The 21,392-nt window shown below is 47.0% G+C and carries 21 protein-coding genes; 6 read left to right on the forward strand and 15 right to left on the reverse strand.

The genetic code is table 11. The annotated features are described in order from the left end of the window. Nucleotides 1-61 precede the first annotated feature (61 nt). The 3 genes from HQN90_RS24320 (at nt 62) to HQN90_RS24330 (ending at nt 4,429) form a co-directional block, all read left to right on the forward strand. Nucleotides 62-706 (forward strand): ANTAR domain-containing response regulator, encoded by a 645-nt coding sequence (locus tag HQN90_RS24320; protein ID WP_246362813.1) that lies wholly within the window; start codon nt 62-64, stop codon nt 704-706. Then, on the forward strand, nt 703-1,734 hold the full coding sequence (locus HQN90_RS24325) for an anthranilate phosphoribosyltransferase (RefSeq protein ID WP_173223523.1): 1,032 nt from the start codon (nt 703-705) through the stop codon (nt 1,732-1,734). Before HQN90_RS24320 ends, HQN90_RS24325 begins: the two co-directional genes overlap by 4 nt. 307 nt (nt 1,735-2,041) lie before the next feature. Next, on the forward strand, nt 2,042-4,429 hold the full coding sequence (locus HQN90_RS24330; protein ID WP_173223525.1) for an EAL domain-containing protein: 2,388 nt from the start codon (nt 2,042-2,044) through the stop codon (nt 4,427-4,429). Nucleotides 4,430-4,507: 78 nt separating this feature from the next. Here HQN90_RS24330 and HQN90_RS24335 read toward each other — a convergent pair whose 3' ends face one another. The 7 genes from HQN90_RS24335 to HQN90_RS24365 all read right to left on the reverse strand — a co-directional run bounded on the left by HQN90_RS24335 (nt 4,508) and on the right by HQN90_RS24365 (nt 11,427). Continuing rightward, on the reverse strand, nt 4,508-5,506 hold the full coding sequence (locus HQN90_RS24335) for a siderophore ABC transporter substrate-binding protein (protein WP_173223527.1): 999 nt from the start codon (nt 5,504-5,506) through the stop codon (nt 4,508-4,510). A 27-nt stretch (nt 5,507-5,533) separates the two neighbouring features. After that, a complete protein-coding gene (locus tag HQN90_RS24340; RefSeq protein WP_173223529.1) occupies nt 5,534-6,292 on the reverse strand; it encodes an iron ABC transporter ATP-binding protein in 759 nt (252 codons plus the stop codon). Beyond that, nucleotides 6,289-7,236: an iron chelate uptake ABC transporter family permease subunit gene (locus HQN90_RS24345; RefSeq protein ID WP_173223531.1), complete on the reverse strand. Its 948-nt coding sequence runs from the start codon at nt 7,234-7,236 to the stop codon at nt 6,289-6,291. The genes HQN90_RS24340 and HQN90_RS24345 overlap by 4 nt, the downstream gene beginning before the upstream one ends. Further along, a complete protein-coding gene (locus HQN90_RS24350) occupies nt 7,226-8,179 on the reverse strand; it encodes an ABC transporter permease (protein ID WP_173223533.1) in 954 nt (317 codons plus the stop codon). The genes HQN90_RS24345 and HQN90_RS24350 overlap by 11 nt, the downstream gene beginning before the upstream one ends. Nucleotides 8,180-8,214: 35 nt before the next feature. Further along, nucleotides 8,215-8,775: a nitroreductase family protein gene (locus HQN90_RS24355; protein ID WP_173223535.1), complete on the reverse strand. Its 561-nt coding sequence runs from the start codon at nt 8,773-8,775 to the stop codon at nt 8,215-8,217. A 127-nt stretch (nt 8,776-8,902) separates the two neighbouring features. Then, the gene (locus HQN90_RS24360) at nt 8,903-10,483 is read right to left on the reverse strand and encodes a helix-turn-helix domain-containing protein (protein WP_173223537.1); all 1,581 of its coding nucleotides are present in this window, start codon (nt 10,481-10,483) and stop codon (nt 8,903-8,905) included. 161 nt (nt 10,484-10,644) lie between these two features. Then, nucleotides 10,645-11,427, reverse strand: a complete 783-nt coding sequence (locus tag HQN90_RS24365) for a peptidoglycan-binding protein (protein ID WP_173223539.1) — start codon at nt 11,425-11,427, stop codon at nt 10,645-10,647. Nucleotides 11,428-11,598: 171 nt separating this feature from the next. Here HQN90_RS24365 and HQN90_RS24370 point away from each other — a divergent pair, with 171 nt between their 5' ends. Then, entirely contained in the window at nt 11,599-12,603 is a 1,005-nt protein-coding gene (locus HQN90_RS24370) for a DUF3231 family protein (protein WP_173223541.1), read from the forward strand. Nucleotides 12,604-12,676: 73 nt separating this feature from the next. Here the strand turns inward: HQN90_RS24370 and HQN90_RS24375 are convergent, their stop codons facing one another. Then, on the reverse strand, nt 12,677-14,743 hold the full coding sequence (locus HQN90_RS24375; RefSeq protein WP_173223543.1) for a methyl-accepting chemotaxis protein: 2,067 nt from the start codon (nt 14,741-14,743) through the stop codon (nt 12,677-12,679). A 334-nt stretch (nt 14,744-15,077) separates the two neighbouring features. Between HQN90_RS24375 and HQN90_RS24380 the strand changes: the two genes are divergently transcribed. Further along, nucleotides 15,078-16,067, forward strand: coding sequence for a ketoacyl-ACP synthase III (locus HQN90_RS24380; protein WP_173223545.1), 990 nt, complete (start codon nt 15,078-15,080; stop codon nt 16,065-16,067). Nucleotide 16,068: 1 nt separating this feature from the next. On the opposite strand, the gene HQN90_RS24385 is transcribed toward HQN90_RS24380, so the two are convergent. From HQN90_RS24385 to HQN90_RS24410, 6 genes are all read right to left on the reverse strand, one after another. After that, nucleotides 16,069-16,332 carry a hypothetical protein gene (locus HQN90_RS24385; RefSeq protein WP_173223547.1) on the reverse strand — a complete coding sequence of 88 codons (264 nt, stop codon included), beginning with the start codon at nt 16,330-16,332 and terminating at the stop codon, nt 16,069-16,071. Further along, nucleotides 16,332-16,676 carry an alpha-helical endospore appendage domain-containing protein gene (locus tag HQN90_RS24390; RefSeq protein ID WP_173223549.1) on the reverse strand — a complete coding sequence of 115 codons (345 nt, stop codon included), beginning with the start codon at nt 16,674-16,676 and terminating at the stop codon, nt 16,332-16,334. The genes HQN90_RS24385 and HQN90_RS24390 overlap by 1 nt, the downstream gene beginning before the upstream one ends. Before the next feature lie 11 nt (nt 16,677-16,687). Beyond that, nucleotides 16,688-16,978, reverse strand: coding sequence for a nucleoside-diphosphate sugar epimerase (locus HQN90_RS24395; protein ID WP_079419238.1), 291 nt, complete (start codon nt 16,976-16,978; stop codon nt 16,688-16,690). 101 nt (nt 16,979-17,079) lie between these two features. Next, complete coding sequence (locus HQN90_RS24400) at nt 17,080-17,811, reverse strand: glycosyltransferase family 2 protein (protein WP_173223551.1); 732 nt, start codon at nt 17,809-17,811, stop codon at nt 17,080-17,082. After that, nucleotides 17,802-18,917, reverse strand: coding sequence for a glycosyltransferase family 2 protein (locus HQN90_RS24405; protein WP_246362814.1), 1,116 nt, complete (start codon nt 18,915-18,917; stop codon nt 17,802-17,804). The genes HQN90_RS24400 and HQN90_RS24405 overlap by 10 nt, the downstream gene beginning before the upstream one ends. 4 nt (nt 18,918-18,921) lie before the next feature. Beyond that, nucleotides 18,922-19,710: a glycosyltransferase family 2 protein gene (locus tag HQN90_RS24410; RefSeq protein ID WP_216855444.1), complete on the reverse strand. Its 789-nt coding sequence runs from the start codon at nt 19,708-19,710 to the stop codon at nt 18,922-18,924. Nucleotides 19,711-19,928: 218 nt separating this feature from the next. Between HQN90_RS24410 and HQN90_RS24415 the strand changes: the two genes are divergently transcribed. Then, nucleotides 19,929-20,843: an NAD-dependent epimerase/dehydratase family protein gene (locus HQN90_RS24415; RefSeq protein ID WP_173223553.1), complete on the forward strand. Its 915-nt coding sequence runs from the start codon at nt 19,929-19,931 to the stop codon at nt 20,841-20,843. Between the two features lie 87 nt (nt 20,844-20,930). Here the strand turns inward: HQN90_RS24415 and HQN90_RS24420 are convergent, their stop codons facing one another. After that, nucleotides 20,931-21,371: a hypothetical protein gene (locus HQN90_RS24420; RefSeq protein WP_173223555.1), complete on the reverse strand. Its 441-nt coding sequence runs from the start codon at nt 21,369-21,371 to the stop codon at nt 20,931-20,933. Between the last annotated feature and the right edge of the window lie 21 nt (nt 21,372-21,392).

The raw sequence follows: 21,392 nt of genomic DNA on the forward strand, positions 1-21,392 counted from the left end.
CAAGCAATAAACCTCACATAAAGTTGCCATATAAGAAGCAAACCGCGATGGAGGTATTCAAATGTTACAATCATTTATCCTGATCGACGAGTTACAAGCAACTCGCTCAGCTACCTCCTCGTCGCCTCATCAGCCGAACCCTTCCTCTTCTACCGAGAAATTCCTGCCTGCCGAGATGCTGAAGGACTTAGGTTTTCGCGTCTATGCTACTGCTGCTGTAAAAGAAATTTCATTTATCATTCCCAAGGTCGATGCTGTATTATTATCTGTAAGCCCTAGTCAAGTCGAATCCTGGCGCACCCGTGTGTCAGCGATGAAGAGTCTTCCCTTGTTCTGGTGGTGCGATTCCCACACCTTTCCCTCAAATGAATGCGTTATGGATGCTGGCATTGATGGATTGATTGGCTCAACGATGACGCCGCTTGAAGTGCACTGCGCCTTGCTGCTTGGTGTGAATCATTATTTCCAGCGAACGGAGTGGCAGCAAGAGCGTGAGCAGCTTCTTTCCAAGCTGGAAGAGCGCAAATGGGTCGATCAGGCGAAGCGGATCTTATGTGAAATTAAAGGCATCTCCGAGGCGGAGGCTTATGACTTTTTGCGTAAACAAGCGATGAATGAACGGAAAAGAATGGTAGACGTTGCTACCTCCATCGTCAAGGTGTATCAAATACTGCAGGATCAGAACCAAGGAGGTCGGAAACGATGATATCTTTACTCAAAGAAGTGGGCCGCGGCAAACGCGGAGCAAGAGATCTGACGTATGAAGAAGCTGCCCAAGCTGCGGAGCTCATTATTACAGGCGCTGCGACCCAAGCGCAAATGGGCGCTTTTCTCGTCGCTGAACGCATCAAAATGGAATCACCCGATGAGATCAAAGCATTCATTCATGCGCTGCGCAAACGAACGAGTGCTTATCCGATTCCCGGCAGCATCGACTGCGCCGGACCTTACGATGGACGAACGCGCACGTTCATCGCTACCTTACCCACCGCCTTCGTCCTCGCCGCATGCGGTCTTCCTGCCACGCTGCACGGCAGCCCCAGCATGCCGCCCAAATGGGGCATCACGCTGTCGGATGTGCTCGCAGCGCTAGGTGTTCCTGTGCTTGCCGCTTCACGCGAAGCACTCATATCGGCCGCGGCTCGAACAGGCTTCCTGTTCACGCCCACGGAAAGCTGGTGCCCGCCGCTTGGCGAGCTGCGCAAGCTGCGCAAGGAACTCGGACTGCGTACCGTGTTCAATACAGCCGAAAAGCTGCTTCGTTTCACCGAAGCCCCTTATATGGCCGTCGGTGTGTTTCATGGCACCGTGTTCGAAAAGATCACCAATTTGTTAATCGAATTGGGCGTTTCTCAAGGTATTGTCGTGCAGGGGATGGAAGGTTCGGAAGATCTTTCTGTCGACAAACGTACACGAACTTATCTCATCCAAGATGGCGTCAGTGAATTATTCATTGTCGATCCAGAAATTTACGAATTAATGGTTGAAGTGCCTGAAGTTGAATGGACAGCTCAGCTGCAAGGCGAAACTGCCCTTGCCGTCCTGCGCGGTGACGCCGAACTTCCTTATTTAAATATGGTGCTGCTGAATAGTGCCGTGCGTCTATGGGTTTCCCACAAAGCCGGTTCCATCGAAGAAGGCATTTATTTGGCCCGCCATGCTATTGAACAAGGAACGGCTTTGCAGAAATACAACGAGTGGACCGAAGCCATCAAACTGGTCTCGACCACCTGATCCACCAAGCCTTACTGCTGCACTCATCCCTAAGCCCTTTACTTGGAATCCTTTGGAATTCCTGTGTGAAGGGCTTTTCTCGTCTAAGACTGCCTTTCTCGCTAGCTCAGGCACATCTCGCTGCCTTCTCTCCTCTGAGTCGGCCTTTTCGGCAGGCTCAGCTGCTTTTTTCGCTGGCTCAATCACATCTCGCCGCTCCCCTCCTCTCAGCCAGCCTTCTATTGGACTATCACCTTTTGAGAAGGAAGTTTGTCTGAATGTGTCGAACTGTGTCTGGTAACTGTCTTAGTAGGGAAGTGAATTTCATATGTCAACAACTCACCTGTTGTTAACGATCATTATTTATCTTCTACCCGCCATCTATTTCTTCTACTCGTCCATAGAGATGTATCTTCGCAATCGGAAAAGCAAAGTGAATCAGTCTGCCTCCTTATTTGTTGCCTGTTTTGCCGTATTATGCCTGACACAATTATTAATGAATTTGGTCCCACCCGCTTTTTCGCCATTTTTTTATCAAACGATCTTTTTTCCCGTTATCTTGATTTCTACCGGCTTGGGGATGAAGTTCTATTTCAACCTTAGCAAGTTTGGAGAAAGACTTTCTATAACGGTCAGAATGATTATTTATGGCTTGCCCTTTTGTCTATTCGCGCCAATATCTATCTGTACACCATATCTTGTCAGTGGTTATGTCCCGGATAGCCTATGGATTAAACCCATCCTTGGCCCTTTTTTTCCTTACTTGATGATTTTTGTTTTTGTGTATTCAATGGCTGAGATCCTTTTACTCATACGGATGATTCGCTCAAATTGCGGCGGTCACAAACGCAAATATGTCATGCTGATGATCTCCAGCTTCATTACCCTCTTATGGGGCTTTGTGATGTTTATCCTCAGCAATCTGATCCCTCCATACATCGCCATGCCGGAACTGTCTATACATTCCGTTATTTTCTACGTGATTGCAGTCCGGACGATTGTCAAAAGGTACGATATGCTTCCCAATGAATCTCGCAAATATGAGATGCTGTTTGAACTCGTTCCTTTCGGAGTCGCCCTTCTTGATAAAGACGCGAATATTGTAGAAATCAATGCAGCCGGACGAAAAATGCTAACTCCTCCTGACGATGATGGTTCCCATAGAGCGTATTCCTTTCTAGACGCGTATCCCAAAGAAATGCATGCTAAGCTTCTTGATTCTTATCGCAAGCAGTTTGATGCCAGGCAATCCCTGCATAACTTTGAAGTCACGAAAATCTCCTTTCGGAATCATCTACCCATCTCCTTTATGGTGGATACCAAATTCTTGGAAATCGGCGATGAAACATTTGTTTATATGATTTTACGGGATATCACAGCGCAAAAGGAAGCCGAACAACGCATCTCCTTCCTCGCCTATCATGATGCTTTAACAGGTCTTCCCAATCGCAACCTGTTCCAGCAGCGCGTCAGCGAATCTCTGTTGCAAGCACAGGAAGAACAGCAATTGCTTGCCGTTATGCTTCTGGATTTAGATCGATTCAAAATTGTAAATGATAGCTTGGGGCACCAAGTCGGAGATCGATTATTGCAATTCGTCGCAGCACTTTTGTCCAAGCCGTTCTACGAAGGCAGCACGGTTGCGAGAATCGGAGGGGATGAATTCCTCATCCTGCTTCCCAATCTGCCGAGCAAGCAGATCGGGATTCAGATCGGCAGCGAGTTGATTGCGCGGTTCCAACAATCCTCCTATACAGAAGAAGGACTGGAGCTCAACGTGACTGCCAGTCTAGGCATCAGCTTCTTTCCTGATGATGGCGAGGATGTCCATTCCTTGATTCAAAGCGCCGACATCTCCATGTATCGAGCAAAAGAACAAGGCCGTAATCAAATGGAAGCTTATCAAGCTTCCATGAGCCATAAGGCTCACGAACGTCTGAAGCTGGAGCGCAACCTACGCAAAGCGATTGAACGTGAAGAGTTGGTTCTGTATTACCAGCCGCAAATTGATCTCATCAATGGCCGCGTCTGCGGGATAGAAGCGCTCGTGCGCTGGAATTCTCCCGAACAAGGCATGATTCCGCCGCAGCAATTCATTCCCTTCGCAGAAGAGTGCGGACTCATTGTCCCCCTTGGCAACTGGGTTCTGCGAAATGCCTGCTTGCAAAGCAAACGTTGGCAGGAGGAGGGATTGCCCGCACTGCAAGTGGCTGTTAACATATCTACGCTCCAATTTCATCAAAACCATTTCGCTGGCAGCGTGCAAGCCATACTTGAGGAAACCGGTCTTGACCCCAAGTATCTTTGTCTGGAAATTACAGAAAGCGTTGCTGTTCAGAACCAAGAGCAGGCGATTGCCCTTCTGGAACGTCTAACTACACTTGGAATCTCCATTGCCATTGATGATTTTGGGACAGGCTACTCCTCCTTATCCCTGCTCAATAAATTGCCCGTCCATCAGATCAAAATTGATAAATCGTTCATCGGCGATAAATCACCGCAAGGCGCGCAGATCGCCAAAAGCATTATATCCTTGTCACGCAGCCTGAATATGAATGTGCTCGCAGAAGGCGTAGAGACGCAAGAACAATACAACTTCTTAATGGAGCATCAGTGCGACAGCATTCAAGGATATTTGATCTCACATCCGATTAGCGCTTCGGAATTCGAAATCTGGCTGCGCGCTAGAATAGAATCCTCCGGCAAGCATCGTTAACCGAAAAAACCAACCTCCAACATCACGATAAGCGTGGGGCTGGAGGTTGGTTTAATTTATTGCAAAAGCTGCTGCTAGTTATTTCACCGAATCCGCGACCTGCTTCACCATACCCTCAACGGAGATTAGTCCGCCGCCGGAGAGGTACCAGTAGTTCGCATCCAGATAGATGATGTTGCCATTTTTGAAGGCATTCGTCTTTTTGACAAGTTCATTTTCAATAACTTGCTTGCCTGTCGATTTGCCGTCAACTACTTTACCGCGGTCAACCACGAAGAGATAATCGGGATTTTTCTCCAAAATGTACTCATTGGAAATATTTTGGCCATGTGTGGATACTTCAATTTTGCTATCTGCTTGTTTGAAGCCAAACACGTCATGGATGATGCCAAAGCGCGAGCCTGCCCCATATGCGCTAAGTGCTGTATCTTGAACAAGGACGATCAGCGCATTTTTACCGCTTGCCGATGCTTTGGTTTGAAGTTGTTTAGCGGCTGTTTCAATTTTAGCAATTTCTGCTGTTGCAACAGCTTCTTTATCGAAAATTTTGCCCAAGGTTAACGCATTTTCTTTGAATGAATCCATGTATTTTGCGTTATCCACACCCATAAAAATGGTTGGTGCGATTTTGCTTAGCTCCGCATAGGCTTTCTCTGCACGACCAGAGATAATGATGAGATCCGCTTTGCTGGCATTGATTTTCTCAAAATCCGGCTCGAACAGCGTACCGGCATTGATGTATTTCGCATCTTTGTATTTACTCAGATAAGAAGGCAAGTTCGCTTGCGGAACGCCGGCAACCTCAACGCCCAAACGATCCAAGGAATCCAATACCCCATAATCGAATACGAAAACCTTCTTCGGATTCATTTTTACTTTCGTTTCACCTAACTTATGCTTGACTGTAACCTCTGTTGGCGCTGCAGGCGTTGTCGCAGCCGTCGCTGCGTTGGTTGCTTGCGGACTCGCTGCCGCAGGCTTCGCAGTCTCTTTATTCGCTTGGCTTCCATTGCCGCAAGCCGCAACGAAAACCGCGATGATCAACGTTAGTAGGAGAATGGATAATTTCTTGCTCATGACTAGACACCTCTTCTATTATCTTTGTTATGTAAAATACACGCATATCTTATTGCCGTTAATCTCTTGAATCGCAATGTCCATGTCATAAATCTCATGAAGGACAGCTGAATCAATCATCTCGTCCGTCCTACCTTCTTTCACCACTTTGCCCTGCTTAAAAGCGACGATGTAATCGGAATAGCAGGATGCAAAATTGATATCATGGATCACGATCACGATGGTTTTGCCTAATTCGTCTGCCAGTCGTCGCAGCACCTTCATAATTTGTACAGAATGCTTCATATCCAAATTATTGAGCGGCTCGTCCAGCAGGATATACTCGGTATTTTGCGCGATGACCATCGCAATATAGGCCCGTTGGTTCTGGCCTCCGCTCAGTTGGTCCAAGTATTTGTGCTGCATGTTTTCAAGCCCCATATACCGAATCGCTTCGTCCACGAATTGCCAATCTTCCTTGGTCAGCTTGCCCTGCGAATAAGGGAATCGCCCGAAGCTTACCAAATCACGCACGGTCAGACGCACTTGGATGTGGTTGGATTGCTTGAGAATCGCTATTTTCTTGGCTAATTCCTGGCTTTTGGCTTTGGTGACATCCTCACCGTCGATAAGAATTTCACCGCTGTCGATCGAAAGCAGTCGGCTTATCATCGAAATGAGGGTACTTTTGCCAGCGCCATTGGGCCCAATAAAAGAGGTAACTTTTCCTTTGCTGATTCGAATGGATACATCGTCCACAACGGGGTTGTTTCCGTAGGACTTCGATACATGTCTGACTTCAATCATGACTTATTCTCCCTTAACAGCAGGTATAAGAAGTATACGCCCCCGGCGAAATTGATAATGACGGCAAGCGGTGTAGTGAAGCTGAATATCCGTTCCATAATCAACTGACCACTCACTAACGCAATCATACAAATCAAAATCGAGCCAGGTATCAGATAACGGTGCCGATACGTCTTCATAAACTGGTAAGTGAGGTTAGCCACAAGCAAACCTAGAAAGGTGACCGGGCCGACCAATGCCGTCGCTATGGAAACCAGAACAGAAATAATAATAAGCAGCCGTTTCACGACATATTCGTAAGGAACCCCAAGATTAATCGCATGCTCTCTACCTAAAGAAATGACATCCAGATACTTCATAAATTTCAGGCTGTACAGCACAACAATGACACTCGAGATGGCCGATATGAGCAATAATTTACTATTCACGGTATTGAAGCTGGCAAACGAACGTCCTTGTAGCACAGAGAATTCATTAGGATCAATCAGCACTTCCATGAAGGTCGTAAAGCTGCCGAAAAAAGTACCCAGAATGATGCCAAACAGCAGCAAAAAATATAAATTCCGGCCTTCCCTTTTGAACAGCAATTTAAACAGCACTAGAGAGAAAAGCGTCATCAGGCCAACCGTGATCGTAAAATTGAGATTCCCATTCGCAGAAAGCGCGCTCTTCGAGCCCAACAGGAAAATAACCGTGGTCTGTATGAGCATATACAAAGCATCTAAACCGATAATACTTGGGGTTAGAATACGATTATTCGTAATCGTCTGAAAGAGAATCGTCGAGTAGGCAATCGCTGCCCCTGTCAGGATAATACTCATCACTTTGATGCCTCTTCTGGGGAGGACATAATCCCAATTACCGCCCGCATGCAGGGTCAAAAAGGCAGCAATGACGCCTAAAGCTAGGATGGCGAGCAGGCTCAATTTCAATCTAAACGTCATAAGCCTTTCTCCTCATCAGCAAGTAAATGAAAATTCCGCTTCCGATGACCCCCACAGTTAATCCGATCGGAATTTCGTAAGGATAGATCAGAATACGACCCAGAATGTCGCAGAACAAGACGAACACCGCTCCCAGAAGCGCCGTATGGGGGGCAATCTTTTTCAAATGATCGCCTTGATAAATCGAAACGATGTTCGGGATGACCAAGCCCAGAAAAGGGATGATCCCAACGCTTAAAATATTCACCGATGCTACAACCGCAACGATAATGAGGCCGATATTAACAACAAGTCGATAGTTCAATCCCAAATTAGCGGCAAAATCTTCCCCCATACCGGCTATCGTAAAACGATTCGCGTATAGGTAAGCAATGACCAGCATCGGAATGCTGATATACAGCAGCTCGTAACGTCCCTTCATGACCGTTGCAAAATTGCCCTGCAGCCAGGAGGAGATATTCTGTATCAGGTTAAATTTATAAGCAAAAAAGGTGGAAATGGACGTCACGACGCTCCCGAACATTAAGCCGACCAGCGGAATATAAATGGTATCCCGAAAACGAATGCGGTCCAAAATCTTCATGAATAGATAGGTTCCGGCAAGCGTAAAAACAAAGGCAACGGCGATTTTCTGAAGCGGCGTCGCATCTGCAAACAACAGCATCGCAACGAGTATCCCCAATCTGGCGCAGTCCATCGTGCCCGCCGTTGTGGGCGATACGAACTTGTTGCGGGTAAGCTGCTGCATCAATAGACCAATGACGCTCATACTAACGCCGGCGATGACGATACTAATCAAGCGCGGGATGCGGCTCACCAGCAAGATATGGGCCTGATCTTCTGTTAAATGAAATAAATCAAAGGGTGTAATGCCCTTAACCCCGATAAAAATCGAAGTGATGGATAACACGATGAGGGCAAGCACTAAATATCTTATTTTCATAGCAGATCCTAACGTACGAAAATTGTATTCACGCACTATTCCATGACCGTCAAGCGTTCGCTGGCCGGTATACGTTGTTGTGGAGCAGGGACTTTGCCAGGATATCCAACGTGCAAACTGCCGATTATTCTCTCGTCCGACTTCACCCCGAAGGCTTCGCGGAACGATGCCAATTGCAGCAGTGGATACGTTTCCCATACCATACCGATGCCCTGCTCCCAAGCAAGCAATCCGAAATTGTGAATCAAACAGCTTGCCGATGCATAATCTTCCTCCGCAATGGCCGGATTGTCATTGACCTGCAAAATAACTGCGAGGAACATCGGCACCGACATGAATTTATCATATAGTTTTTGACCGATTTCCAGCGCCTTCGCAGGATCCGACTCCTTGGCCGCCCTGAACTCGCGCACGATATCCGCTAATTTGCGGCGCCCTTCACCCTGAATAATGACGAAACGCCAAGGCTGTGTCATCCGGTGATTAGGTACCCAAACTGCGGTATCCAGCAGCTCCGAAATAAGCTCTACAGAAACTGGTTTATCTTCAAATTGATGAACGGAACGCCGTTCTTTGATCAGTTTAGTTAATTCCATATGTCCCCCCGTCTAGTCATCTGGACTCCCAATAGTTGAGAATCGTTATCAACGTTTCTTATTTTGGCATGATTGTATCCGAACGTGAATGGACTTTCCTGTATTTCGGATGGATTTTTTGTCACGATCATGATTTGGACAATAAATGGTACACCGTTTCATCAATTAAACTGTCATGCATGGTCGCGTTGTACATTAGCAAGCCTTGATGACGAATCAGCAAAATATGCTGCTGTTCTCGGCTGTGCGCCTGTTTGAGCCTCCGCCAAGAGGCTTCCAACTGGAGACAATACTCATTGGACAGCGTTGTCGAGACGAAAAACACCACGTTGTCACAATCCATCGAAGCCACCTCGGGAAGCGTGTAGGTATCCAAAAAGGATACCTGCTCTACGGGCTTAGGCGGCGTTATTTTAAGCTCATCATAAAATAAATCCTTGATTTTCTTGCGCTTTAAGCCGTATACCCGATAATGCTGTTCCTGAGCAGTGACGAGCAGGAAGGGCTTCCCGCCCAGACGTTCTCGAATGTGCTCGCGGGCATTGTCCACTTTCATGTCAAAGTAGGTCAGCCAGCGCTGGGCAACACTTGATAGACCCACTAACCCGCTGATTTTGAGCAGCGTCTCCTTCCAGCTGAGGTCACGCCAGCGAATGATGACGACTTGCGCAATATCGGCGAGTGTCGCTTGCAGTTCATCAGGAATCGGTCCGCTTAAAATGATGTTCGGATGGCTGTTCCGGATTTGTTCGATGTACGGCGTAAGATCTGACTCCAGCCACCAATCCTTGTGCAGGCTTACCTTGGGCGTTAGCCCCAGCACAGCCAAATCCCCATGAAAAATAGCGCAAAGATTAGCAATGCGAATTTGGGCATTTTTCAAATAATCGGAGGGCGATAGACCCATATGCTTTTTGAAAAGTCGGCTGAAATAAAGCTCGTCGGCATAGCCAACGGTGTGAGCAACTTCCGTTATGGAGAAAGCCGAGCTTCCGAGAAGGCTGAGCGAGCGATTCAGCCGAATCGTCGTCACAAATTTATGCGGACTTAAGCCCGTAACCCCTCGAAAGGCTTGATAAAACTTGCGGCTCGAGCCTGACAAGCGGGCCATTTCTTCCATATCGATCGTTTGATTATAATGCTCCAGAATATATTGCTTGGCCTGCTCCACATACTCCACAAGTTCATCATCTACTTGCTTTGGACTTTGCAGAAAGGTCGTGAACGCCGAAGTCATTCGGTAAAGATAGGACTGCAGTTGATAAAATAATGCCGAATCCGGCTGGCCGCAATCGCTAAGGAAATCGGGGATCCAATTGGAAATGTGAGGCATCCGGAAACTGTGCTGCTGCAGCTCACGCTGATTCAAGAAATCACTCATTCCCCCACTTCCGCTAGCCACAGCAGCAGAAGTGGGGCCGTTCAGAATTTGGAAGCGAATCCAGATCAAACGGGCCCGATGATTTTCACTATTTTTCAGCGTGCATCGGCAATTGGGCGGAACAAAGAATAGCTCACCAGTCAGCACTTTGTGCGTACGTCGGTGTGTATGATCCTCCAAGGTGACTCTTAGAAGTTCATCTATCACATAACCAAACGCATAATGCGATTGGCTGGCATGTTCAATTGTCGATTGACTTTCAATCGTTAACTCATCTGTCCCCAAATAATGGAGGGCGTGCGCTTCCGATGATAAGGTTACTGACATCTACAACCACATCCTTGTCATCGTGATAACTACTCCCCCATCATATTTGATAATGATTCTCATTGTCAAATATTAACCAACAAGCGCCAACAGCCAAACGCAAAAAAAGACTATCGGCCCTTTGGCTTCAATAGTCTTTTGCTGTGTGATGTCATCCGATTCTATTTTCCTATAAACTGCTGGGTAAACATTTTGCCGCAAGGACCACCGTTCACAATCCCGATCCCGATATGCGTATAATCCTTGCTCAAAATGTTAGCTTTGTGGCCCGGCGAATTCATTAGAGCCTCATGTGCAGCTTGAACATCTTGATTGCAAGCTATATTTTCTCCCGCGGCATTATAGGTAATGCCGAACTTTTCCATCATATCGAAAGGCGAGCCGTACGTAGGAGAATCATGGGAGAAATAGTTGTTATCGACCATGTCCTGGCTTTTAAGCCTTGCCGTCTTGATGAGTGCCGCATCCGCAATCAACGGGGACAGCCCTGCAGCCGTACGCTCCTTATTCACCAGATCGAGCATTTGCTGCTCTTCCACCGTTAAGCCTGATGTCGGTGGTACCTGAGACTCTGGCGGTGGGCTCGGTGTCGGCGTTGGAGTCGATGGAGCCGGTGTTGGTGATGGGGTCGGCTTAGGAGTCTTAGGGATTTTCAAATTCCCATAAGCCCATAGAATGGACTGCAATGTTTGATCATCCACATTCCCCGTAACTGGGAGACCATATTTGCTTTGAAATGCTTTCACACCCGCAGCAGTTTGATTGCCGTAATAGCCTGTAATTGGTCCGCCGTAGTAGCCAAGTGACTTCAGCATCCCTTGAACCGCATAAACATCCGGCCCTTTAGCCCCTTTGCCGTAGGCAAAAGCGGTACTCGCGGATGAGCAGAACAAGGCGATACAAATGAATAGGATCCAGATATGCTTCTTTTTGCCTTGCAACATGAGTCTACGTTCACTCCCCGTTATCAGCATCATTCGTCGCATCGTGGACGATAAGCCTTAGAGTGACCTGTTTCCCAAATATTATCCAGATTCAACTCCAAATTTTGCAATACGTAATCTTGTCTCATTTGGAAATAATACATCTTAAATAAAATCTGGAGGGATACGATTTTGGCTGTCAAAAACCCAATCAGCTCATCGGAGCTTGGAACGCTTTGGCTTACCTATCAGGAAAAGACACTCATTTTAAGGATTCTGGAATATTTCATCGAGAAAACGGTGGATCAGGAAGCCCGAAATATTATGGGAGGCTTATGGCAGGACCTCAGTTATTATGTGAATAAAATAAATGACCTTTTTGAGATTCAAGGCATTGCCATTCCGATTGGATTTGTGAAAGAAGATGTTAATCTAGAGGCGCCCAAGCTGTATGACAACGGTTTCGATATTATGTTTCTGCGCGTTCTGAAAGAGATCAGCATGGGAATGTATACCCTGAATATGAATATGGCCTATCATCCAGAGGTAATGGATATTTTTGAAGGTCTTACCGTTGTCACTCAAAAAACCTATCGAAGATCAACCGACTTTTTACTGAAAAAAGGCATTCTTTCTCTGCCTCCGCATGTAACGATGCCGAAAACGATTGAATTTATTGAAAGCAAAAGTTATCTGAATGGATTTAACCTATTTGGCGATAAAAGGGCTTTGAATACCATTGAACTCGGCGTTCTTCATCATGGCATTGAAACCAACAATGTCGGCATGCAGCTCATCACCGGTTTTGCGCAATGCGCAGACAATAAAGAGGTGAAAGATTTTTTCGTGAAAGGGAAAGAGCTTGCCAAGAAGCAAATTAAAACATTTGAAGAGATCCTTCTACAAAGTGATATTCAGTTCTCGGCCACGTCCGGTTGTACAGTAACAACTTCTACCACGTCGCCATTTTCTGAAAAGCTGATGATGTTTTGCATCTATCTTCTGAATGGGTTCGGCCTGGTAAGCAATAGTTTTGGGACTGTTTTTTCGTTAAGAAATGATTTGACTGTGAAAACCGCCTGGATAGCCAAGGACATTTATGTATACTCCCACGAAGGCGTCAAGCTCATGATTAAAAACGGCTGGCTAGAGGAACCACCACAAATGGAGGATCGACGTCAGCTCATTAATCAATAAAAGGGACTTCCAAAAAGCAAAGCGAGCTCACAGGGCTCGATTGCTTTTTTGGTGTCCCCTAACCATGCTACTGTTATTTCACTTTGAACTGCAGGGTGAATTCAGCAAGGTTCTTCGTTAAGCTGTCGATACTCGCTACCATGCCGGCAAGTGTTTGAACCATGGAAGACTGATCTTGTACCGTGGCCGTTACTTCTTCCACAGATGCGGAAACTTCTTCGCCGGAAGCGGATAGGCTTTGAGCGGATTCCAGCACATCATCCTTATCTTTTTCCATATGGGTGACATCGCTTGCCATCGATTGAATTTGATTCGTAATATCTTTGACATGCGCCAAGATCATCGTGAAGGCTTGCTGCGTTTTGCCTACAAACTCATCTTGTTTCAACGCTATCGTCTGAATTTCACCGACACTTTGGTTGTTCTCGTCAACATGCGAGAGGGTCAACCGAATAATTTCGTTAATTTCACTGGACTGTTTGGAGGATTGTTCCGCCAATTTTCGGATTTCATCCGCTACCACAGCGAAACCTCTTCCGTGTTCACCGGCTCTTGCAGCTTCAATGGACGCATTCAGTGCCAGCAGGTTAGTCTGTTTAGCAATATCGCCAATCGTCCCTGTAATCGTTCGAATCTGATTCGAGCTTTCGGCCAACAATCCTGTAATCGCCGATATTTTCTGGACTTCCTGTTCATTTTGATGATTAATATGTATCAAGTTCTCGATGATCTCTTTGTTCGTATCAAACACATCCAGAATAGCTTCCGAGCGTTCCTTCACGGATTGCGTTTTGCTGCCGATCGTTTCCATCTTTTCGCCCAGTTCATAAAATTTACCAACAATTGTTTCAGTCTCATTCGACTGAGATTCCATCGCTCTTGCAATTTCCATTGTCGTTACGGACGTTTCCTGAATCGATTGAGCCGTTTTTTTGGAGGTTTGTTCCAGCTCGCTCGTACTTGTATTCAACACCTCAATGGACGTGTTCATATGACCGATTAATTCTTTATTTTTTCCCACCATGGTATCAAAGCTGTTCGCCAACACACCAAATTCACCAACAAACTTCCCTTCAGTTCGAACCGTTAAATCCCCGTCAGACAACTTTTTGAACAACGCTGCCAGCTTCGCAATAGGCGACGTAATGCTTCTGGAGATGAAGATACCCGCCAATAGGGCTATGACCACGGCAGCAATAGTTATCATAACGATTTTCGTCATCAAATCATCCAAAGGTCTTTGAATATCGCTAAAATCATCGGCAACCACAATCATCCAGTCCGCTCTTGGAATTTTGGCATACCGGATATAGGTTTCCGCGTTATCGAGATTCCCCATCAGCAGTTGATCGGACGCTTTCTGCTTGAGGACATCGGCATATTGTTCAGATTCTAATTTCTTCCCAATCATGTCAGGCACGGTGGAGTGGTACACAATTGTTCCTTGACGACTTACAACGAATACCCTTCCTTCGCCGTTGATGGTGATCCCCTTGAGCTTATTGACAAACAGGGACGTATCAATGGTAAGAATGACAACACCAAGCACAGAGCCATCCTCCGCTTTAACGGGTTGCGCGAATACATTAACCAAGGTACCTGTCGTCTTGGAAATCAATGCGTCGCTAATGGCGAATTTGCCTTGCATAGCCTCTTTGAAATAATCGCGTTCCGAAAGATCCGCTTTCAAGGAACCCGGATTGTTGCTGGCAATCGTCGTCCCCTTGTTATCCACAAGTGTGATCGTTTGGATACCTTGCGTCCCTTTGATGCTTTGCGCAAGGAAGGCATTCGTCTTGGCTTGCAGCTCGTTTTTGGGAGCGAAAAAGTCTTGATCTGACAACGTTTTTTGATTTCTTAGTTTCAATAAATCCTTCAGTTCACCTTCATTGGATACCAGATAGAGGCTTTGTTCCTCCAGCTCCGCTGTGGATTGCAAATATTGCCCGATACGTTCAACATTGGTATTGATTTCGTCTTTGCTTTTTTTCATTACAATTTGGGACCCGAACCTATAGGTAAATAAGCTCGTTGCCGTTAGCACAAGAATCACTAACAAGCTGATCCATAAAGGCAGTTTGATTTTCAATGATACTTGTGAAAATGATCTTCTTTGCCTTGCACCTTGTGTTTTTGTCATGTTGACTCCTCTTTCAAACCCTGTATTTGTCTATGACCTGCTTCTATCCACTATCTTTATCGGCTGCGGCTAACCATTTTGTGAGATTTCTTAACACATTATGCACCCACGTTTCGCTGTAATTACCAACCGCCAACCGCCTGAGGAATTTCTTGCTAATAACAAAAAAATAAGGCGATCCGTCAGGGTTGCAACCCTTTGGGACAGCCTCATTTCCAACAACCCGATCGCCTGTTTAAGTCAATCACCCATTGACACAGCACCTTATATTCGTTAAAGTAAAGTTATATTTAGTACCAAGTACTAATATCAGATACCAAAGGAGTGAATCCGAATGACTATCTCAACTCCCTTGCAAGCTCGCATCTCTGCCATTGGCAGCTATGTTCCTTCCCGTATTCTAAGCAACGCAGATCTACAAACCATGGTGGACACGAATGATGAATGGATCGTGCAGCGCACAGGCATCCGCGAACGCAGGCTTGCTGCTGACGATGAATTCACAAGCCATTTATGTATAGCCGCTGTGCAAAATATGCTCACCCGGTACCCCGCTTCGCTGGATCAGGTCGAGCTGATCATCGTCGCTACGCATACGCCGGATCTGCCTTCGACACCGGTCGCTTGCCAAATTCAAGCGCATTTCGGTTTGCCCGAAACGGGTGCTTATGACCTCAACGCGACCTGCGCCGGGTTCGCTTACGCTCTGCATACCGCAAGCGCGCTTGTTGCGGCCGGTGTGCACCGCAAGATTCTCATCGTCGGCGGTGACGCGCTGTCCAAAATTACCGACTACACAGACCGTTCCACCTGTATTTTGTTTGGTGACGGCGCCGGTGCCGTGGTCGTAGAACGCGAAGCAGATCAGCCTGCATTCCTGGCTCACCATCTTGGTTCCGATGGTTCCGGCGGCAAGCATGTCTACCGAACCGGCCTATCCACACAATGGCTGGGGACGCCATTAACCGGAGACGGCAAGCTTGTCCAAAATGGACGCGAAGTGTATAAATTCGCTGTGACAACGGTCCCGCAAGGCATCCAGAAGCTTCTCGAGAAAAGCGGTTTGCCGCAGACGGCGATCGATTGGTTCATCCCTCACAGCGCCAACTTGCGCATCATCGAATCCATCTGCGAGAAGAGCGGCATTGCTTTGGAGAAAGCTTTATATAGTCTTGAATATTACGGCAACACATCTGCGGCTTCCATTCCGCTGGCACTTGATTTAGGCATAACGGAAGGCAAAGTCAAAGCGGGGGATACCTTATTATTGTATGGCTTCGGCGGCGGTCTTACTCACGCAGGCTTGATTGTACGGTGGGGATGAACTAACGCAGTACTTGCTTGTTCATCCAAGGCTTGGCGGGTGTTCCCATCTGACGCTTGCGCGGCTTCTGCTTGGTTATTTTGTGAATCAACGTACGTTGATAATCGCTTAATGTCGACAGATTCTCTGCCAAGTGGATGGCCAGCTGCTCTGAAATTTCTACCTGATCCGCAATGGTTTCCAAGATGCGGCATATTGCTCGCTGGCTTCTGGCCAGCGAGGTCAGCATATGCAATTCAATGGTCTCACGATGTGTTGATTTCATTACTTCTCATCCTCGCCAAAGGAAAATAAATTGCCCAACCCGCTCGATCCGCCTGAATCTCCTGAACCAGCATCATTGGATCCAAGAAGAGCCTGCATATGTCGGTTCAACGAGTTCTCCATTTTCGTCAAACCGTCGATGAGCTCAATCACATGCTCATGAATCTCTCCGGTTTGTTTCATTTGATGCTCATGCCCCTCCAGATTGGAAGAATTGATGTGATGGCATATCCAATTGCGAGATTTCTCCGCCTCGACAACTCTGGCTTCGAGCATTAAGGCGATTTCATGCTGCAGCTTAGCTGTGGCATCCAGCATATGCAAATACAGATCATTTCTGTTCAAATTATATCCCTCTATTCCTCATCCTCAGGATCTTTCATTTCTTTCATCACAATCTCTGTTTGCTGGGCAATGGCTTCTTCCAGATTAGCTAAACTGTTCAAATATGCCGTTATATTCTTAGTCAACTGCAACGCCTGCTCCTGCAGCATGCTTAGGCCTTCGAAATCGGGATGTGAGTCGGGGATATCCTTCGCAATGGAGGCCATCTGCGTCGAGATACTTCGCTTCGCCTCCAAGATTTTGGACATCTCGCGATGGGAAGCCGCTATATGGGAAATAATCGTTGTTACCCTTTGTTCCACGCCATTTCGCCTCCAAATTCCGCATTTTCACTCTAAGTTATGCAATCAGGCAAAAAACGGTGCCAAGAAGCAGCTTTTCTTCCATTCACCCTTTCACCTTGCTACGCAATGAAATTATGGGGATCTACTCCCCATTTATCAATAAACTTCTGGCGATTAAGCTGGAGCAGCGCTTGGACAGCCTCTTGCCCCTTTTTATGAAAGCTCGCACTCCCATGGTGGAAAATAAAGCAATCCCCGGTAATCAACAGCCGGAAGCCGCCAAGCCTCGCCCGATAGCACATATCGTCGTCTTCGTAATGTCCGGGGGAAAAGCGTTCATCCATGAAGCCGATTTTATCGAGCATTTCCCTTTTGAAAAGCAGGCAAATCCCGACCAGCCGAGTGCTTTCCTGCCATAAAGCAGGATTGGGGACATTATATTGGGCCGCCATATCGGCAATATTGGTAAACGGCTCTTGAATCTGCTGTTTGCCGCTCGCGTAATTCGTCACCGGTCCAACCATCCCGATATCCTCACTGCTGTAGAGCGCTCGCAGCATATTGTCTAACCAGTTTGGAGTTACGATCGTGTCGTTATTCAGCAGCATCAATGCGTTCCCAGTGGCAATGTGAAGACCGTAATTACAAGCGACTGGAAAGCCGCGGTTCACCGGAAGGCAAACGAGCTTAAGCCGCTCTTGATAACAGTACTCCAATGTGCCATCTGTGGAACCATTATCGACCACAATAATTTCATAAGGCACTGACGTATGCTTGCGAATGGAGGCTACACAGTCTCTCAGCAAGGATAGACCATTAAATGTAGGAATGACGATACTCGTTACCTGCATGAGACTTCCCCCTCGAGGAATTTCCTTTTCCGAATGATATCAGGAAACACAATACGTTCCCCTTTGGATTTCATGGCAAATTGCAGTGCTTCGACGTGATCCCCGATAATCATCCGAGCAACGGGATTATTTCTTCCCATGTTAATCTTGCGGATTCTGTTCACGGATACAACATTAATACTGGCGGGTGCCGTTATCCGTAATCCTCCCATGATGGCATTGACCTGAGCTTTTGGCGGAACCATCAGTTCTGCATAGCCCATATGCTGAAGCGCATTTCGGGATAAAGCATGCGGTACGGCGGTTAGCGAATTGGCATTTAAATCCGGTCTTTTCATCGAGACATTCAGAAACCGTTTCATCATGGTGACAGAATCCCATTGTGAGAAAGGAGGCAGATATGGCGTTATATTATTAAGAGCTACATCATGTCCTCTTTCAATCGAAGAAATAAAGGGCAGTAATTTCTCAGCGCCAACAACAAAATCGCCATCAAGAAAAATCAAAATATCCGAATGTGATAGTTTGGCTCCAATCGCCCTGCCCACATCGTGCCCCAATGGCTCTGGATAATGAACAATGAGCGCATGGGAATGCGCTTTGACCCTCTCCAGCGTGCGGTCACTCGAGCCATTCACGATGATGATGATCTCATCCAGCGGCAGCCGATTCAGCTGCTCCAGCACCCTCACAATCGTTCGTTCTTCGTTCATAACACTGACAATTGCTCCAACTGAACCTGCCGTAGGCATTAACACCCAATCAGGGATAGGCAGTTTGGCCGCTTTGCAATAGCCATGCACGTAACCTTTGGAAGCTGCTTCATAGCTCAGCGCGTTAGCATGCAGCAACTCGGACGAAGCTCGCTTCACCCAAAGCTGATTGAGAGCCTTCTTCTGATAAGCTTCTTTAGTAATGTCCTGTTTCAGGGCATCTTCTTGCCCCGCTCTGCTGCCCCAATTTCTCCAGTATACTTGTGTTTTTGAGCGTTTTTTGGGAGAAGGTTTCGCTCGCAGACGGGACAAGGATGGTTTGGGCAGTATGCGATTTTTTTTAATTGCTGCAGGCTGGGGCTGAGGACTTCTTTTCTTGATGTTCGGCTTCATGTATTCACCTCATCATTTCTCTAACACGCACGGAGTCATTCAAGCTCGCCCGTTCACCGGACACCCCAACTAACCAGCCAATCGCTTCCAAATGATCGCCTATGATTAAGTCACCGACGGGATCGGCAGCTTTCGGTCTTCGGCGGATCCGATTTCGAAGGCCAACTTGAATCAGCTGGGTTGCCTTTATATGAAGGCCGCGATGGGCAGCGATCGCTTGGGCTAGTGGAGGAACGGCTAAATTATCCGCTCCTATCGTCTGGAGTGCTTTACGACTGATCGCATGCGGAATTGTCGTCATGGAAGCTCCTAGTAAATCGGTGCGGTCTAATATCGCGTTCAGCGCATGTTTGGCCAGCACAACGCGGTGAACGCCGGCAGTGGCTGTGCTTCCGTTGTATTTATTCAATGCGACATCCACTCCCCGCTGTACGGCTCTGACTAGTGGAATCACTTCTTTCGCAGCAATAACGAAATCGGCATCAAGGAACAATAGAATATCTCCTCTCGCTTCTTTCGCTCCAAGACTTCTTCCTACATCATGTCCTAGCGGTTGATTAAACGAGATAACCCTAGCCCCTGACCGCGCCGCTACACGTTTACTTCCATCTGTCGATCCATTATCTACCACAATCACTTCGGTATGGGGATGTACACGGAAGGCTTCCCTAATCACTTTAGCCAATGTGCGGGCTTCGTTGTAAACAGGAATGATGACGGATACCTTAGGCTGATGCAAGCTGATGCGCGCTACTAGCTGCTTGTGCTTCCGCTGAATACGTTGGTTACTCAATTCGCTCTCAACTCCTGTCCATGGCGGAATACCTGCTTTATATATTCTATGATCGGAAAAGAAAGGGGACAGGGCAGAAGCCGTAATATAGGAAAACAGGCATTTGTACAGCCTATTCTCTCGCTTTTTTTACAAGAGACAAACAGGCATTTGCCTTGTACATCCTTCTATTTCCTCACGTAAGATAGTGCATACTACCAAGAAAAGAGGAATTCTAGATGAAAGCTGTTGTAACCGGTGGTGCGGGCTTTATTGGCTCACACCTTGTCGATGAACTACTTGCTCAGCATTACGAAGTCCATGTTATTGATAATCTGGCTTCAGGCAAACCAACTAACGTTCATCCTGGTGCCATTCTTCATGTGGAAGATATAAGTCACGAACAGATCAAGCCGCTTCTTGTTTCGATACAACCTGACGTTGTTTTCCATCTTGCGGCACAAGCAGATGTTCAGCGTTCGATTGCGGATCCGGGCCAAGATGCCTACATTAATCTAATCGGCACCATTCATCTCCTTGAAGCCTCACGCGATGCGGGTGTAAGCAAATTCATCTTCGCTTCCACTTCCGCCGTATACGGCAACTTACAGCGAGACACACTTACCGAAACAGACCCAACGTCGCCAATTTCCTACTATGGGTTATCCAAGTTTGCTGCCGAATCCTATATTCGCGTCTTCCATCAATTCCACGGACTTCCCTACACCATCCTGCGTTTTGGCAATGTATACGGCCCCAGACAAACCCCTAAAGGAGAGGGCGGCGTGGTCGCTGTTTTCATGGATCGCATTCTGAAAGAGACAGCACTCACGCTTCATGGCGATGGAGAGCAGACACGAGACTTCGTTTATGTGAAAGATGTGGTGCGCGCGAATCTAGCGGCCATCCATCACGGCAACGGGGAAACGCTGCATGTGAGTACGAGCTGCCCAACCTCCGTCAAGGAGTTGGCGAGACTTCTGCTGCACTATCACGGTTCTGAACTGCCTATTCTGCATGCCTTAGCTAGGGATGGTGATATCAAGCACAGCTGTTTGGATAATCGCAAAGCACTCGCACTCTTGTCATGGCAGCCTCACTATGACATTCGTTCAGGCTTGCTGGAAACGTACCAAATGAGCACCAACAACTAGACCGTAGAAAACCAAAGAACCTCACACTCGGCGCAAGTCGAGGTAAGGTTCTTTGGCTCGTTATTCAGCTTGCTCAGCTAAAAACGCTTAGTCGGAGTAGGCAGCTGCGTTAAAACTTTCTGGGCCTATTCGCGTAGGAGCAATGGCAACACCGCCAGGAATGCTGACGAAGGCTTGATAGACTAAGAATCCTGGATTCGGAGGTATATAGTCAACTCCCGTTACCGTCATGACACTATTAGCCAAAACTTCCAACAGGCCAACTGCCGGAGCAGACTGCGTAGCGGAATAGACAAGCACAGCGCTAGGTCCTACTCCTCTGAAAATTGTAATTGTGACAGGTGTCAAGACAGAGACAATAGAAGCTAAAGAAACAGTAGCTGAGAATTGGATGCGAAGATTAGCTCCTGCATCAGCTGTGTTCAAGCCAAGCGTACCAAACAAGGCTGGTGTAGAAGAAAGTGGAATGGAAATACCGCCTGTCGTACTAATATTTTGCGAAATTTGTTCGTCTAGTAAAATCCCCATTTACAAGACCTCCTTTCTGAG

It is taken from the genome of Paenibacillus alba, from assembly GCF_013204855.1.
Lineage (GTDB): Bacteria > Bacillota > Bacilli > Paenibacillales > NBRC-103111 > Paenibacillus_E > Paenibacillus_E alba.

Excerpts from the sequence above, each read along its gene's own strand:
- HQN90_RS24320 (WP_246362813.1), top strand. The coding sequence starts at position 62 with ATGTTACAATCATTTATCCTGATCGACGAGTTACAAGCAACTCGCTCA.
- HQN90_RS24325 (WP_173223523.1), top strand. The coding sequence starts at position 703 with ATGATATCTTTACTCAAAGAAGTGGGCCGCGGCAAACGCGGAGCAAGA.
- HQN90_RS24330 (WP_173223525.1), top strand. The coding sequence starts at position 2,042 with ATGTCAACAACTCACCTGTTGTTAACGATCATTATTTATCTTCTACCC.
- HQN90_RS24335 (WP_173223527.1), bottom strand. The coding sequence starts at position 5,506 with ATGAGCAAGAAATTATCCATTCTCCTACTAACGTTGATCATCGCGGTT.
- HQN90_RS24340 (WP_173223529.1), bottom strand. The coding sequence starts at position 6,292 with ATGATTGAAGTCAGACATGTATCGAAGTCCTACGGAAACAACCCCGTT.
- HQN90_RS24345 (WP_173223531.1), bottom strand. The coding sequence starts at position 7,236 with ATGACGTTTAGATTGAAATTGAGCCTGCTCGCCATCCTAGCTTTAGGC.
- HQN90_RS24350 (WP_173223533.1), bottom strand. The coding sequence starts at position 8,179 with ATGAAAATAAGATATTTAGTGCTTGCCCTCATCGTGTTATCCATCACT.
- HQN90_RS24355 (WP_173223535.1), bottom strand. The coding sequence starts at position 8,775 with ATGGAATTAACTAAACTGATCAAAGAACGGCGTTCCGTTCATCAATTT.
- HQN90_RS24360 (WP_173223537.1), bottom strand. The coding sequence starts at position 10,483 with ATGTCAGTAACCTTATCATCGGAAGCGCACGCCCTCCATTATTTGGGG.
- HQN90_RS24365 (WP_173223539.1), bottom strand. The coding sequence starts at position 11,427 with ATGTTGCAAGGCAAAAAGAAGCATATCTGGATCCTATTCATTTGTATC.
- HQN90_RS24375 (WP_173223543.1), bottom strand. The coding sequence starts at position 14,743 with ATGACAAAAACACAAGGTGCAAGGCAAAGAAGATCATTTTCACAAGTA.
- HQN90_RS24380 (WP_173223545.1), top strand. The coding sequence starts at position 15,078 with ATGACTATCTCAACTCCCTTGCAAGCTCGCATCTCTGCCATTGGCAGC.
- HQN90_RS24385 (WP_173223547.1), bottom strand. The coding sequence starts at position 16,332 with ATGAAATCAACACATCGTGAGACCATTGAATTGCATATGCTGACCTCG.
- HQN90_RS24400 (WP_173223551.1), bottom strand. The coding sequence starts at position 17,811 with ATGCAGGTAACGAGTATCGTCATTCCTACATTTAATGGTCTATCCTTG.
- HQN90_RS24405 (WP_246362814.1), bottom strand. The coding sequence starts at position 18,917 with ATGAAGCCGAACATCAAGAAAAGAAGTCCTCAGCCCCAGCCTGCAGCA.
- HQN90_RS24415 (WP_173223553.1), top strand. The coding sequence starts at position 19,929 with ATGAAAGCTGTTGTAACCGGTGGTGCGGGCTTTATTGGCTCACACCTT.
- HQN90_RS24420 (WP_173223555.1), bottom strand. The coding sequence starts at position 21,371 with ATGGGGATTTTACTAGACGAACAAATTTCGCAAAATATTAGTACGACA.